The following is a 14229-nucleotide window of genomic DNA, read 5'->3' as shown; positions in this document are numbered from 1 at the left end:
AGAATGAAGCCAGGTTTTCGTTCTATAAAAGAAGCGGGCTGGATCAGACTTCGTCGGGGCTACGCAGGTTGGTGACTGCGATTCGCTGTTCGCGGCGCTGTTCCTTTTGTGACGGCATCTCGGCGCGGTACACGCCTTGATCACCGACAACCCAGGAAAGCGGGCGACGCTCCTTGCCAATCGATTCCTGCAACAGCATCAAGCCTTGCAGAAATGCTTCGGGGCGGGGCGGGCAACCAGGCACGTAGACGTCCACGGGCAGGAACTTGTCCACCCCTTGAACCACGGAGTAGATGTCGTACATGCCACCGGAGTTGGCGCACGAACCCATGGAGATAACCCATTTCGGTTCGAGCATTTGCTCATAGAGACGCTGAATGATCGGCGCCATCTTGATAAAGCAGGTACCGGCGATAACCATGAAATCCGCCTGACGCGGCGATGCCCGAATGACTTCGGCACCAAAGCGCGCGATGTCGTGGGGCGCCGTGAAGGCGGTGGTCATTTCCACGTAGCAGCACGAAAGGCCGAAGTTGTACGGCCACAGGGAGTTTTTACGCCCCCAGTTGACCGCGCCACTCAGCACGTCTTCCAGCTTGCCCATGTAGATGTTTTTGTGGACTTGGTCTTCTAACGGGTCGGAAACGGTTTCCCGTTCGCCGATGGGGTACTGCTCGTTAGGAGCATCCGGGTCGATCCTGGTGAGATTGTATTGCATCGCCAAAGCCTCATTGTTTCAGCTTCGCTTGCCGCTTACGACGAGCTTCCGGAGCCCAGTCAAGGGCGCCCACTCGAAATAGGTAGACAAGGCCTGCCAACAGAATTGCTATGAAAACGAGGGCTTCGACGAATCCGGTCCAGCCGCTTTCGCGGACGGACACAGACCAGGCAAAGAGAAAGAGGGCTTCGATATCGAAGATCACGAAGAGCATCGCGACCAGATAGAATTTGGCTGAGAGCCGCAAGCGGGCGCCACCTGTAGGTAGCATGCCCGACTCGAACGGTTCGTTTTTGCTGCGGCCCCAGGCTTTTGACCCGAGGAGGCTGGAAACGCCGAGCATGAAGGCGCAAAGGCCTACAACACCGAGGAGGAAAATGGCAAAGCCCCAGTTGTGGGCCATGAGTCCTGTCGCGTCGGTCATGCTGGAAATCCTTAACAGAGAGCAAAGGTCTCTGAGCTCGAAAAAGTAACGATGCAGTGACGATATGTCGCACTGCAATCAATCGCGTTGATTTTATGGCTAAACACCGGGCAAGTAAAATTCCTGTGGCGAAATTATTCGGCGTAATAACCACATAGTGCACCTTTGTGGGGCTGCAGGCCTTGCACAGCGGGCATTAGCGGGCTTTTTATCAATTATGTTTTGTTTAGGCTGTAACGAACCTTTCGCATTCCAAATGATAATGAATATTGTTTGCGCGGGATTTAAGCGAATGTTTCTCGTATGGCGGGGGAAGTTGCCGTTACTTGCTGGTTTGCCGCTTAGTTACCGACGGGGATCTTTTAACCGTTTTTGCGAAGGTTAATACCGCTCTGGATCAATGTTTGCACAAAATCCTGAAGCTGAACGCATCCCCCCTGTGGGAGCGGGCTTGCTCGCGAATGCGGTCTGTCAGTTGAAGCTGTACCAGCTGGCCCACCGCATTCGCGAGAAGCCCGCTTCCACATTTAGCCCCGTGTGGGGTCGGAGAATTTCCTGCGCGCAAAAAAAAAGCCCCGAACCAGTCGGGGCGTGATGGTTGTGCGGCACTGCGGTTAGGTCTTCCCTGGGGCCGCAATGGCCGTGTACTCAGTCACTCAGTGGAACTGCTCTTCTTCGGTCGAACCGGTCAGCGCGGTCACGGACGAGGTGCCGCCCTGGATCACGGTGGTCATGTCGTCGAAGTAGCCGGTGCCCACTTCCTGCTGGTGCGCCACGAAGGTGTAGCCTTTGGAGGCGTCAGCAAATTCCTGCTCCTGCAGCTTCACGTAGGCGGTCATGTCGTTGCGGGCGTAGTCGTGCGCCAGGTTGAACATGCTGTGCCACATGTTGTGAATGCCGGCCAGGGTAATGAATTGGTGTTTGTAGCCCATGGCGGACAGTTCGCGCTGGAACTTGGCGATGGTCGCGTCGTCCAGGTTCTTCTTCCAGTTGAAGGAAGGCGAGCAGTTGTAGGACAGCAGTTGATCCGGGTATTCCTTTTTGATCGCTTCGGCGAAGCGGCGGGCTTCGTCCAGGTCCGGCTTGGCGGTTTCGCACCAGATCAGGTCGGCGTACGGCGCGTAGGCCAAGCCACGGGCGATGGCCTGGTCGAGACCGGCGCGTACTTTGTAGAAGCCTTCCTGGGTGCGCTCGCCAGTCACGAATGGCTGGTCGTACGGGTCGCAGTCCGAGGTCAGCAGGTCGGCCGCGTTGGCATCGGTGCGCGCCAGGATGATGGTCGGCGTACCGGCAACGTCAGCGGCCAGGCGGGCAGCGGTCAGCTTCTGTACGGCTTCCTGGGTTGGAACCAGTACTTTGCCGCCCATGTGGCCGCATTTCTTCACCGAAGCCAGTTGGTCTTCGAAGTGCACGCCGGCAGCGCCAGCCTCGATCATGCTTTTCATCAGCTCGTAGGCGTTGAGCACGCCGCCGAAACCGGCTTCGGCGTCGGCCACGATAGGTGCGAAGTAGTCGATGTAGCCTTCATCGCCCGGGCCTTTACCGGCTTTCCACTGGATCTGGTCGGCACGGCGGAACGAGTTGTTGATGCGCTTGACCACGGTTGGCACGGAGTCCACCGGGTACAGCGATTGGTCGGGGTACATGGATTCAGCGGAGTTGTTGTCCGCTGCCACTTGCCAGCCGGACAGGTAGATCGCCTGGATACCGGCTTTTACCTGTTGGACTGCCTGGCCGCCAGTGAGGGCGCCCATGCAGTTGACGAAATCTTTGTCGGGACGGAAGGACGGCTTGGCACCTTGGGTGACCAGGTTCCACAGCTTCTCGGCGCCGAGTTTTGCAAAGGTGTGCTCAGGTTGAACCGAGCCACGCAGGCGGACGACGTCAGCAGCGGAATAAGCGCGGGTCACGCCTTTCCAGCGTGGGTTTTCAGCCCAGTCTTTTTCAAGGGCTGCAATTTGCTGTTCGCGTGTCAGTGCCATGGGGAAAAACCTCGTCGCATAGGTCTAGGTGGAAAATTCCATTTGCCAGCCGCGTAATGAGTACGTGGTGATGGCTGCTCGCTGACCAGAAGCTTGGGCGGTCAAGCCGGGTTCGGCGGTGAGGGCGACGGGATGAACGATGGCTCAAGGCGGAGTTGAGCAGGTAAGGGCAAACTGCGAACGGTCTTCGGGCATCGTGGGCCTTGGTACGATCCATCAGTGTGTAGCCGGGTTACCTGGTTGGCTTCCGTCCCTCGGGACAACTTCGTTCCAGTCGCAACCTCGTCAAACACACCTTGTGGGCGGTACAGACACGAATCGGCTCAGGTGGGTAGCTTGGAGCGACGATCCGAAGGCCCTTGCCAGGGCCCCTGATTAGCGGGAGCGAGGCCATCATGCCCATGCTTTTTTGGATCGTCAAATGTTTTGTAGTGCTTTTTTTAAAGCACTACATCTTTGGTCTAACACGACTCGCCAGTCAGTTTTCGGTGCTTCAGTTCAGTGTGTCGACCTTGACCCGCACCGTCAGGTCATCACGGCCCTGAGTAGAGTAGCTGCGGGTTGTAGAGGATTTGTCGGCCTGGGTTTCGCGGTTGATGCCGGCCAGGGAGATCCATTCACCCAAGCGGCCGCTGACGCTTGTGTCGGTACTTTGAATGTTCACTACATCGGGACGTTCTTGGCTCATGCGGTCACGGTTGGTACTGATCGCGAGGTGAACGGTCTCGCCGGTAACGCTGGCAGTCACGTAAAAACCCTGTGTGACGTTGCGATACTGGGTCTGGTTCTGCAAGCGGCCGTAGCTGTCCTGCTGGGTGGTGGTGAGCGGTACGCTTTGGCCAACCTGGATCAGCGCGGGTACGCCCTCACTGGCCTGGATCTGCTGGATGCCACCGTCGCGGCTGGTGGTGCCGTAGCTGATGATGCGGGTCTGGCTGTCGCCGCTGTTCTGCTGATTGTTTTCATTGGTGTCGACGGTGATCAGCAAACGCTTGGCCGGGGTGTCGAGCTGAGCCAGCAGCGTGCGCAAGCCCTGGATCTTGGCAGGATCGGCATTAACAATGAGCTGGTTGCCGTAAGCGCTGACGGTACCGTCTTTGCCAATGAAGTTCTGCGCCACCGGCAGCAGATCGGCGCTGGTGCGGTTGCTCAGGTTGACGACTTCGGTGTCGGCCATGGCCGAAACGCTGACAGTCAGGAGAAGGGCGGTGAGCAGGGTGCGTAAGGACATGTCCGTTATCTCTGCGAGTCATTTGGCTTGATAGTGCCAGTTTGTCGGCCTGGCGGAACGCAAATTGAATCGTAGACGGCAAAATGCCCTGACATGGCAGGGCATTTGGGGTGCTGCTGAAATAGCATTCGCGAGCAAGCCCGCTTCCACATTTAACCGAGTACATTCCCTGGAATGTTTTCAGATGTGGGAGCGGGCTTGCTCGCGAACGAGACAGCGCAATTCTGGGTCAGTCCCCGCGCACCATATCGACATGCGGAATGCCGACTTCAAGAAACTCATCGCTGACGATCTTGAAACCCAGCCGCTCATAAAACGGCGCCGCATATACCTGCGCACTTAGAAACTGACGGGTCTGCCCACGTTTCTCGGCTTGGCCAATCACCGCTTCCATCAGCTTGTCGCCCACCTTCAGCCCGCGCCAGTCCTTGAGCACCGACACGCGGCCAATTTCGCCGCTGGGCAGCAAGCGAGCAGTGCCAATCGGAAAGTCGCCTTCGAATGCAAGAAAATGCATCGCGCCGGCGTCGTCCGCGTCCCACTCAAGCTCCGGTGGAACCGATTGTTCAGCGATGAATACCGCTTCACGAATGCGCCGAATCTCGTCGATATCCTTTCGCCAGTCCGCGACACTTACGTGAATCTTATTCATCCGCAAACCCCAGGCTGCCTTGCTTGACCAGTTCGCACAGCAGGTCGCGACCGTCTTCGTCCGCCAGCCACGCGCCCAGGTTTTCACTGTGCAGCGCGTCTGCCGAGCACACCAGCTTCAACAGTTCGCGCAGTTTGCCCGGCAGGTAACGGCTTTGGCCGCTGGCGAACAGCAGCACGTCGTCGTCCACTTCCGACCAGGCCAGGCGCGCGCTTGGGTTGCGCACCAGAATCGCGCCGTCTTGCAGGCTGCTGATGAAATCTTCCTCGCCCAGTTCTTCGCCCGCCACCAACTCCGGGTAGCGCGGTTCGGTCATGAACTGGCCGAACCAGGTCAGCAGCATGCGCTCGTCGCTCATGTGCTCGGCCAACAGGCTCTTGAGGCGATCCAGTGCGTCACTCTGAATCTGATGCGGGTCGCTGACCGGCTGAGCGTCGGCATCGGTGTAGCGCTCTTCGTCAGTCAGGTACTGGCTGAGGAAGTCGGTGAAGTGGGTCAGTACTTCAGCTGCGCTCGGTGCGCGGAAGCCGACCGAGTAGGTCATGCAGTCGTCTTCGGCAATGCCGAAGTGCGCCAGGCGTGGCGGCAGGTAAAGCATGTCGCCCGGCTCGAGCACCCATTCGGCGCTTTCTTCGAATTCGGCGAGGATGCGCAGGTCGGCGTGTTGCAGCAGCGGGCTTTCAGAGCTGCACATCTGGCCGATTTTCCAGTTGCGCTTGCCTTGGGCTTGCAGCAGGAACACATCGTAGTTGTCGAAATGCGGACCGACGCTGCCACCCGGCGCGGCGAAGCTGATCATCACATCGTCGATGCGCCAGCTTGGCAGGAAGCGGAAATGTTCGAGCAATTCGGCAACTTCCGGCACGAACTGGTCGACCGCCTGCACCAGCAGGGTCCACTCACGCTCGGGCAGGGTGCTGAAGGCGTCTTCGGCGAACGGGCCGCGACGCAGCTCCCACGGACGCTCGCCGTGTTCGATCACCAGGCGCGACTCGACTTCTTCTTCCAGTGCCAGGCCGGCCAGTTCGTCGGCGTCGATCGGGCTTTCGAAGTCAGGGATGGCCTGGCGGATCAGCAGCGGTTTTTTCTGCCAGTAGTCGCGCAGGAACTCCCGTGCCGTGATGCCGCCCAGAAGTTGAAGAGGGATATCAGGATTCATGTGTAACCTATTGAAAAAAAGCACTTTTAAGACAGGAATAAAAACGCCCGGCGCGGCCGGGCGTCTCAAAGGGTCGTGCGATGATCAGATGCGTTTGGCTTGCTCTACGGCGTTACCGATGTAGTTGGCCGGGGTGAACAGTTTCAGCTCGGCCTTGGCAGCGGCTGGCATGTCCAGACCGTCGATGAAAGTTTGCAGCGCGTCGGAGGTGATCCCCTTGCCGCGGGTCAACTCTTTGAGCTTTTCGTAAGGGTTTTCGATGTTATAGCGGCGCATCACGGTCTGGATCGGCTCAGCCAGGACTTCCCAGCAGGCATCCAGGTCGGCGGCGATTTTCTGCTCGTTGAGCTCCAGCTTGCTGATGCCTTTAAGGCTGGCTTCGTAAGCGATCACGCTGTGGGCAAAGCCCACGCCGAGGTTGCGCAGTACGGTGGAGTCGGTCAGGTCGCGCTGCCAGCGCGAGATCGGCAACTTGCTGGCCAGGTGCTGGAACAGGGCGTTGGCGATGCCAAGGTTGCCTTCGGAGTTTTCGAAGTCGATCGGGTTGACCTTGTGCGGCATGGTCGACGAACCGATTTCACCAGCAATGGTGCGCTGCTTGAAGTAACCCAGGGAAATGTAGCCCCAGATATCACGATCGAAGTCGATCAGGATGGTGTTGAAGCGCGCGATCGCGTCGAACAGCTCGGCTATATAGTCGTGAGGTTCGATTTGCGTGGTGTACGGGTTGAAGCCCAGGCCCAGCTCGTCTTCGATGAAGGCGCGGGCGTTGGCTTCCCAGTCGATCTCAGGGTAGGCCGACAGGTGGGCGTTGTAGTTGCCCACGGCGCCGTTGATTTTGCCCAGCAATGGCACGGCGGCAACTTGAGCGATCTGGCGCTCCAGGCGGTACACCACGTTGGCCAGCTCTTTGCCCAGGGTGGTCGGCGATGCCGGCTGGCCATGGGTGCGCGAGAGCATCGGCACGGCGGCGAAGCGGATCGCCAGTTCACGGATAGCTTCGGCGGTCTGGCGCATCAGTGGCAGCATCACGTCATTACGGCCTTCGCGCAGCATCAGGGCGTGGGACAGGTTGTTGATGTCCTCGCTGGTGCAGGCAAAGTGGATGAACTCGCTGACCTGGGCCAGTTCCGGCAGCTTGGCCGCCTGCTCTTTGAGCAGGTACTCAATGGCTTTGACGTCGTGGTTGGTGGTGCGCTCGATCTCTTTCACACGCTCGGCGTGCTCCAGGGAGAAGTTTTCCGCCAGAGTATTCAAGACAGCGTTGGCTTCGGCTGAAAACGCCGGCACTTCGCTGATGGCAGGGTGAGCGGCCAGGCGCTGGAGCCAGCGCACTTCAACCAGGACACGGGCACGGATCAGGCCGTACTCGCTGAAAATAGGGCGCAGGGCCTGGGTTTTGCCGGCGTAGCGGCCGTCAACAGGGGAAACCGCAGTGAGCGAAGAGAGCTGCATGGGGTGTTCTCGGACAGTCGGGCAACGAAATGGGGCGCGTATCATACATGAAAAAATCCGCCGGTCCGTTGCCAACTGACCGGCGTATTACGCGTAACAGTTTGAAAATAGCCTGCTGAGGCGACTTATTCGTTGCGCATCAACGGGTAAAGCTCTTTGAGCAATTTGCGTCGGCTGATCACCAGTTGCCAACGATGGCCGCCCAACTGGCGCCACAACCGCGCCGAACGGATACCCGCCAGCAGCAGGGCGCGGATTTTCGAGGCGTTGTTCGGTTGTTGCAGGTTGCGCATGTCGCCGTGCACCTGGATGCGTTGGCGCAAAGTGCTCAAGGTGTCCTGGTACAGCGCGCCACAGGCGGCGATCACGTTTTCATGGGCCGGGCCGAAGTGCTCCACCTGGGACTGGATCTGCGGCAGGCGTTTGCCGATGGTTTCGAGCATGTCGTCGCGCTTGGCCAGCTGCCGCTCCAAGCCGAGCATCGACAGGGCGTAGCGCAATGGTTCGCGCTGCAAGGTGCTGGGGTCGCGTTCCAGGGCACCTATCAATGCACGGTAACCTTCACGCAGGGCGAGGTCGTCGCCACCATAGACTTCCAGAGTGTCCTTGGGATCGCGGATCAATAGGCTGCCGAGCATGCAGGTCAGGCCTGCCTCGGTGACCTGGCCGGTCTTGGCAATCTTGTCCACCAGCACTGCGGCGAGGAAAACCCCGCCCAGCGCGGTTAACTGCTCCTGGGTCGGGCTCATGCCGGGTTGCTCCAGGCTTGCGCAACTTCAATCACACCGCCGCCCAGGCAGATTTCGCCGTCATAGAACACCACGGATTGGCCTGGGGTGACCGCGCGTTGCGGGTCATCGAAGGTGGCGCGGTAACCGTCGGCGGTTTTTTCCAGGGTGCAGGGCTGGTCGCTCTGGCGATAGCGCACTTTGGCGGTCAGGCGGCGCGGGGTGCTCAAATCGATCGGGTTGACCCAGTAGATTTCCGAAGCGAGCAGGGCGCCGGAGAACAGCAGCGGGTGTTCGTTGCCCTGACCGACGACCAGCACGTTGTTTTCCAGGTCCTTGACCAGCACGTACCACGGCTCGTCGCCTGCGTCTTTCAAACCGCCGATGCCCAGGCCCTGGCGCTGGCCGATGGTGTGGTACATCAGGCCATGGTGACGGCCGATCACTTCGCCTTCGGTCGTCTTGATCTCACCTGGTTGGGCCGGCAGGTATTGCTTGAGGAAGTCGCTGAAGCGGCGCTCGCCAATAAAGCAGATCCCGGTGGAATCCTTCTTCTTGGCAGTGGCCAGGCCGTGTTTCTCGGCGATCCTGCGCACTTCGGGTTTTTCCAGCTCGCCCACCGGGAACAGCGTCTTGGCGATCTGTTCACCGCCCACGGCGTGCAGGAAGTAGCTCTGGTCCTTGTTCGGGTCCAGGCCCTTGAGCAGTTCGGTATGGCCATCCATATCGCGGCGCCGCACGTAGTGACCAGTGGCGATCAGGTCGGCGCCGAGCATCATGGCGTAGTCGAGGAACGCCTTGAACTTGATCTCGCGGTTACACAGGATGTCCGGGTTCGGCGTGCGGCCGGCCTTGTATTCGGCCAGGAAGTGCTCGAACACGTTGTCCCAATATTCAGCGGCGAAGTTGGCGGTGTGCAGCTTGATGCCGATCTTGTCGCACACCGCCTGGGCGTCCGCGAGGTCGTCCATGGCGGTGCAATATTCCGTTCCATCGTCTTCTTCCCAGTTCTTCATGAACAGGCCTTCCACCTCATAACCCTGCTCCATGAGCAGAACGGCGGAAACGGAAGAATCCACGCCGCCGGACATGCCGACGATGACGCGCTTCTTTTGTGTGTCAGAAGGGGCTGGATCACGCATAGGGTTTCAACGGGTGTCTTGAAAAAGGACGCGATTCTAGCAGGCCTGGGCCCGCAAGGCTAAAGAGAAGGGCGGATCAATTCCAGGCTGTGACGCTGGCCGGCCAGATAATCATCGATGCAGCGGATGATCAGCTCGCTGCGCCAGTCGTCGCGCAGGGCCATCAGCTCGTCACGGGTCAGCCAGCGGGCGCGGAGGATGCCTTCGTCGAGCTGATAGTCAGGGTGATGCTTCAACGCTTTGGCAACGAAGCAGACCCGTTGGTAGGTCACGCCATTGCTCGGGGCGGTGTACAGGTAGATGCCGACGATGCCGGTGGCTTCGACGTCCCAACCGGTTTCTTCAAGGGTTTCGCGCACGGCGGCTTCGGTCAGGGTTTCGTTCGGGTCAAGGTGGCCGGCGGGCTGGTTGAGCACGGCGCGCCCGCCCTTGAGTTCTTCGACCATCAGGAAGCGGCCGTTGTCTTCGACGAGGGTGGCGACGGTGATGTGGGGGAGCCAGGTCATGGGTTGTCTCTCGATTTCAGTATGCGGCGCATTCTTGGAGCACAGTTGCAGTCAGTGTGGGAGGGGCTTTCCCCCTCTCATAGTTGAACCCGGTTCGTCAGTGGCAATGCATAAGTGATCTGCATGATGCATCTGACATTTTATGATTTTACCGATTTCAGCCCGCGGCGCAGCTTATCTCTCCAGAGCCATCAGTCCGGAGAGCACCATGAGCCCGATTGCCCACAAAAGCTACGAAGTGCGCCTTACATCGCCATTGCCCATTGCCTTCATTCTGCTGTGGAGCTCCGGCTATATCGGCGGCGCGTTCGGCGTGCGTTATGGCGAGCCTTTCACCATGACGTTTTATCGGTTTGCCCTGGCGGCCCTGGTGTTCCTGGGAGTGGCGCTCGCCATCAAGGCTGAGTGGCCCACGAGGATTAAACCTTACTTTCATGCGGCAGCCGTGGGCTTGCTCTTGCAGGCCCTGCAGTTTGGCGGCCTGTACACCGGGATAAGTCAGGGCGTCCCGGCTGGGCAAGCTGCATTGATTGTCGGGTTGATGCCCGTATTCGTCGTGATAGGCGCCTACTTCTGTTTGGGCGAACAATTGAGCTGGCGCGACTTGCCAGGCTCGATTCTGGGCGTGGGCGGGGTGGTCATTGTGGTTGGCGGCAGCTTTTTTGGCGCAGGGGCGTCCATCGGTGGTTATGGCGCGGTGGGACTGGCGCTACTGGGCATCACCCTTGGAACGCTTTATCAGAAGCGTTTTCTCGGCGGCGTCAACCTGTGGGTGGGCTGCTTCATTCAGATGGTCACCGCATCGTTGGTCATGTGGGTATTGGCCTATACCACCGAAACCATGCAAGTGACGCAGTGGGTGCCCTTTGCTGCTTCGGTGGCGTGGATAACCTTGATGAACTCGGTCGGCGCATTGACCCTGCTCTACTTGATGATTCGACGGGGTGAGGCGAGTAAGGCGACCAATTTGTTTCATGTCATTCCGGCTGTTACGCAGATTATGGCGTCGTTGGTACTGGGGGAAGTGCCCAGTGTGATGGCGATTGTGGGTTTTATCGTCTCGGGGGTGGGGGTTTATCTGATGAATCATTCGCGGGCGAAGTAGCTGTGGATGAAAGAACGTTTTGTTATCAGGAGAATAATGATGTTTAAAAACAACGTTACTGATAAAGAAAAGTTTAGCGATGACACAGGTCTGAAGGGTAGCGCGTTGCACGTTGATGATATTGAACATCTCAAGTTCGAAACTTATGACATCGATGGGCGTAAGGGCGTTTCAATCTTTTATCTTTATGATGCGCGGCGTGATGCGCGCGGCGCAGTTGCTGCGTTGGTTCGTTATGCGCGCGGCGCCCTGACGCCCAGGCACACGCATCTAGGGTGGGAGTTAGTGCTGGTTCTGAAGGGTGAGCTTGTAGATGACAGAGGCCAACATTCCGCAGGTGCGCTACAAGTGTATCCACCTGGCTCCACTCACCAACTTTCGTCTCCTTCAGGTTGTACATTTCTAGTTGTTTGGGAACAACCAGTTAAGCCTGTCGAGTTTCAGGATGAAGGGGCTGCGGTATGAAAATTATCAGCCAGCATCAGGCGGCAGAGTTGATTGAGGATGAGTGGACAATTATCCCCGGAGGGTTTGGTAGCTGCGGACATCCTGATGGGCTTACGCGAGCGATCAGTGATCGTTTCAAGCGAGAGGGACGTCCGCGTAAGCTGGGCCTGCTGTTCGCTTCTGCTTCTGGAGATCTTGGCGAGAGGGGTGTGGACGTTTTGGCCCAGAGTGGTTTGGTGGCTAGGGCGATTGGAGGATTCTGGGGGCTCGTACCTCGATTGGGAGCCATGGCGCGCCAGGGAGAGATAGAAGCGCATAACTGGCCTCAGGGGGTTATCAGTCAACTATTTCGAGCAATTGCGGCGAAGAAGCCCGGGGTGATCTCGAAGGTTGGACTCAACACTTTTGTTGATCCTGATCACGAAGGCGGATGTTTGAATCAGCAGGGCGCAAGCACCCTTGTTCAGAAAATCATTGTTAATGGGGAGCCAACGCTTTTCTACCCTGTCCTCAATGTTAATTGTGCGTTGTTAAGAGGAACGTTTTGTGACCCGTCGGGCAATATTTCGATGGAGCGGGAAGTCTCTGACAGCGATGTACTTGCGCAAGCAATGGCAGTCAAGAACTGTGGTGGAATAGTGATTGTGCAGGTTGAAAGTCTAATAGGGTTGTATGGCATTGAGCCACGTGAAGTGAAAATACCCGGGCTCTTGGTTGACTACGTGATAGTGTCGCGCCCTGATGAACATCCTCAAACTTACGGTGTGGCTCAGGATTCGGCGTTTACACGTCCGGGCGTCCTTGCGTCTGAACTAAGTTCGATTTCATGGGCAGAAAGGATAATCGCTAGAAGAGCGCTGCAGGAGATTCGACAGGATAACGCACGTGTTATCAATCTTGGTATTGGTATACCTGTCGCCATTGCCCAAGTGGCTGAAGAGTCGGGTTGTGCAGAGCTGATGAGCTTTACTGTTGAGTCCGGCGTTATAGGTGGTAGGCCGGCAACTGGACAGTCATTTGGGGCAAGCTATCGTCCAGTCAGTATCATTGAGCCGGCAGCATTGTTTGATTTTTATGAAGGTGGTGGGATTGACGTGGCTTGCTTGGGGTTTGCTGAAATGGACAGCCTGGGCAATGTCAACGTTTCGCGGTTCGGTAGTAAGTTGCAAGGCGCAGGTGGCTTCATAAATATTTCTCAGTCGGCTCAATGCGTTATCTTCTGTGGGACGTTTACAGCTGCTGGTTTAGTGATAGATGTAAGTGAAGGGGGAGTGCGTATAGTCCGAGAAGGTGACTTAAATAAATTTGTCCGCAATGTCTCCCATTTGACCTTCAATGGTGGTTATTCTCGCGTATTGGGTCAAAAGGTTATGTTTGTTACCGAGCGTGCTGTCTTTTCATTAAGAGATGGGGTTGTTTATCTGGATGAAGTGGCTCCCGGTATAAGTATCGAGCAAGATATTATGCCATTCATAGAGGGCGCATTCGCAGTGTCTGGTAACTGCACAAGCATGGCGGATGAACTTTTCTTGTTGTAAAGGGTTGATGCTGTTGAGTAAAAATATATTGTACGCCAATAGGTATAAGCTCTGCGGGAGGTGTGTATGTCCGGCGATGTGATTACAGTGATCGGCGGTGGCGCTTCAAGCGTCTCTTTTATTTACTCGATCTTGAATGGTTTAGGGAGGTATGGATGCCGTTCGAATGTGTCATTGTTTCTGATAGAAAAGCAGTCTCAATGCGGTCCTGGGCTTGCCTATTCTGAAGACTGCAATACCAATATTTTAAATACGCGAGCGGAATTTATCTCGCCTTTCTCTGATCAGCCTGGACATTTCTACAGATGGTTGGTGGCTAATCGTGACGTGTGGGAGGATGACTTCTGTGATATCGAGTTGTGTCCGCAGGCATTCCTGCCTCGGCCATTGTTTGGGTTATACCTTGCACACATGGTTCGGTTCTTGGTCAAAAAAGCTGTCGGGCTCGGTTGCCAATTAATTCCTTTGCACGATGAGGTCGTCAACTTGAGCTTCTCGCCCGACGGGAGGGTGGTGGTTTCAACTAAGGGAAATCTCTCCTTGCCCAGTGATCATGTAGTTTTGAGCTGTGGTAATGCACGTAGTCTGGAGCACCGACACCTTGCAGGTGTGCACGGTTTTTTCTCAAGCCCTTATCCTATCAAGCGCACATGCCGGCTGATTCATAAGCACGCGAGTGTTGCGATTGTTGGATCAAGACTGAGTGCTATCGATGCGGTAATCGGACTTACTGCTAACGGCCATGAAGGGCCCATTACGTTACATTCGCGTACGGGAGCGTTACCAAGTGTTCGAGGGACGCAGGGCCGCTATAAGCCAACGATACTGACGCCGGAAACTGTTAAGTCTTGTATTTCTAGAACGGGCACAGTGCGACTTGAAGACGTCCTTCGCTGGACGTCTCAGGAGCTGGCGTTGGAAGGTAAGCCAATTTGCATGTCTGACTGGCCGGAAAAGTGCTCTCAAAGGCAGGCAACTGAATTTCTTGAGACGGAAATAGCTGCTGCTCATCACCCGCGGTTTTGGCAATCCGTTCTCTACGCCACCAATGCAGTATTTGACTTGATCTGGCCTTCAATGCCGAACGAGGACAAGAAAAGCTTTTTAGAATACTCAAGCTGGTGGATGGCGTATCGCGTATC

General features: G+C 57.0%; 14 protein-coding genes. 4 read left to right on the top strand and 10 right to left on the bottom strand.

Features of this window, described 5'->3' with window-relative positions; translation table 11 throughout:
• Positions 1 to 43 precede the first annotated feature (43 nt).
• From Q1V60_RS06475 to Q1V60_RS06430, 10 genes are all read right to left on the bottom strand, one after another.
• Complete coding sequence (locus Q1V60_RS06475; RefSeq protein ID WP_003174719.1) at positions 44 to 718, bottom strand: NADH-quinone oxidoreductase subunit B; 675 nt, start codon at positions 716 to 718, stop codon at positions 44 to 46.
• 10 nt (positions 719 to 728) lie between these two features.
• Positions 729 to 1142 (bottom strand): NADH-quinone oxidoreductase subunit A, encoded by a 414-nt coding sequence (locus Q1V60_RS06470; RefSeq protein WP_003192109.1) that lies wholly within the window; start codon positions 1140 to 1142, stop codon positions 729 to 731.
• Positions 1143 to 1798: 656 nt separating this feature from the next.
• The gene (gene aceA / locus Q1V60_RS06465) at positions 1799 to 3124 is read right to left on the bottom strand and encodes an isocitrate lyase (RefSeq protein WP_010458877.1); all 1326 of its coding nucleotides are present in this window, start codon (positions 3122 to 3124) and stop codon (positions 1799 to 1801) included.
• A gap of 493 nt (positions 3125 to 3617) precedes the next feature.
• The gene (locus Q1V60_RS06460; protein ID WP_300628513.1) at positions 3618 to 4355 is read right to left on the bottom strand and encodes a secretin N-terminal domain-containing protein; all 738 of its coding nucleotides are present in this window, start codon (positions 4353 to 4355) and stop codon (positions 3618 to 3620) included.
• A gap of 229 nt (positions 4356 to 4584) precedes the next feature.
• Entirely contained in the window at positions 4585 to 5007 is a 423-nt protein-coding gene (locus tag Q1V60_RS06455; protein WP_300628511.1) for a GNAT family N-acetyltransferase, read from the bottom strand.
• Positions 5000 to 6166 (bottom strand): cupin domain-containing protein, encoded by a 1167-nt coding sequence (locus tag Q1V60_RS06450; RefSeq protein WP_300628509.1) that lies wholly within the window; start codon positions 6164 to 6166, stop codon positions 5000 to 5002. The genes Q1V60_RS06455 and Q1V60_RS06450 overlap by 8 nt, the downstream gene beginning before the upstream one ends.
• An 84-nt stretch (positions 6167 to 6250) precedes the next feature.
• Entirely contained in the window at positions 6251 to 7621 is a 1371-nt protein-coding gene (gene purB / locus Q1V60_RS06445; protein ID WP_300628508.1) for an adenylosuccinate lyase, read from the bottom strand.
• A 125-nt stretch (positions 7622 to 7746) separates the two neighbouring features.
• The gene (gene hflD, locus Q1V60_RS06440; protein ID WP_046068637.1) at positions 7747 to 8370 is read right to left on the bottom strand and encodes a high frequency lysogenization protein HflD; all 624 of its coding nucleotides are present in this window, start codon (positions 8368 to 8370) and stop codon (positions 7747 to 7749) included.
• Complete coding sequence (gene mnmA, locus Q1V60_RS06435) at positions 8367 to 9491, bottom strand: tRNA 2-thiouridine(34) synthase MnmA (protein ID WP_300628506.1); 1125 nt, start codon at positions 9489 to 9491, stop codon at positions 8367 to 8369. Before mnmA ends, hflD begins: the two co-directional genes overlap by 4 nt.
• 59 nt (positions 9492 to 9550) lie before the next feature.
• Entirely contained in the window at positions 9551 to 9997 is a 447-nt protein-coding gene (locus Q1V60_RS06430; RefSeq protein WP_300628505.1) for an NUDIX hydrolase, read from the bottom strand.
• 208 nt (positions 9998 to 10205) lie between these two features.
• Between Q1V60_RS06430 and Q1V60_RS06425 the strand changes: the two genes are divergently transcribed.
• The 4 genes from Q1V60_RS06425 to Q1V60_RS06410 all read left to right on the top strand — a co-directional run.
• Positions 10206 to 11102 carry a DMT family transporter gene (locus Q1V60_RS06425; protein ID WP_300628504.1) on the top strand — a complete coding sequence of 299 codons (897 nt, stop codon included), beginning with the start codon at positions 10206 to 10208 and terminating at the stop codon, positions 11100 to 11102.
• A gap of 6 nt (positions 11103 to 11108) precedes the next feature.
• Positions 11109 to 11567, top strand: coding sequence for a cupin domain-containing protein (locus tag Q1V60_RS06420; RefSeq protein ID WP_300628502.1), 459 nt, complete (start codon positions 11109 to 11111; stop codon positions 11565 to 11567).
• Positions 11564 to 13087, top strand: a complete 1524-nt coding sequence (locus Q1V60_RS06415) for a CoA-transferase (protein WP_300628501.1) — start codon at positions 11564 to 11566, stop codon at positions 13085 to 13087. Before Q1V60_RS06420 ends, Q1V60_RS06415 begins: the two co-directional genes overlap by 4 nt.
• 66 nt (positions 13088 to 13153) lie before the next feature.
• On the top strand, positions 13154 to 14229 hold a 1076-nt coding region (locus Q1V60_RS06410; protein ID WP_300628500.1), incomplete at its 3' end, for an FAD/NAD(P)-binding domain-containing protein.

It is taken from the genome of Pseudomonas sp. (assembly GCF_030147005.1).
Classification (GTDB): Bacteria; Pseudomonadota; Gammaproteobacteria; order Pseudomonadales; family Pseudomonadaceae; genus Aquipseudomonas.
Note: the sequence above shows the minus strand (reverse complement) of the source record. Positions and strands in the feature narration are given on the sequence as shown.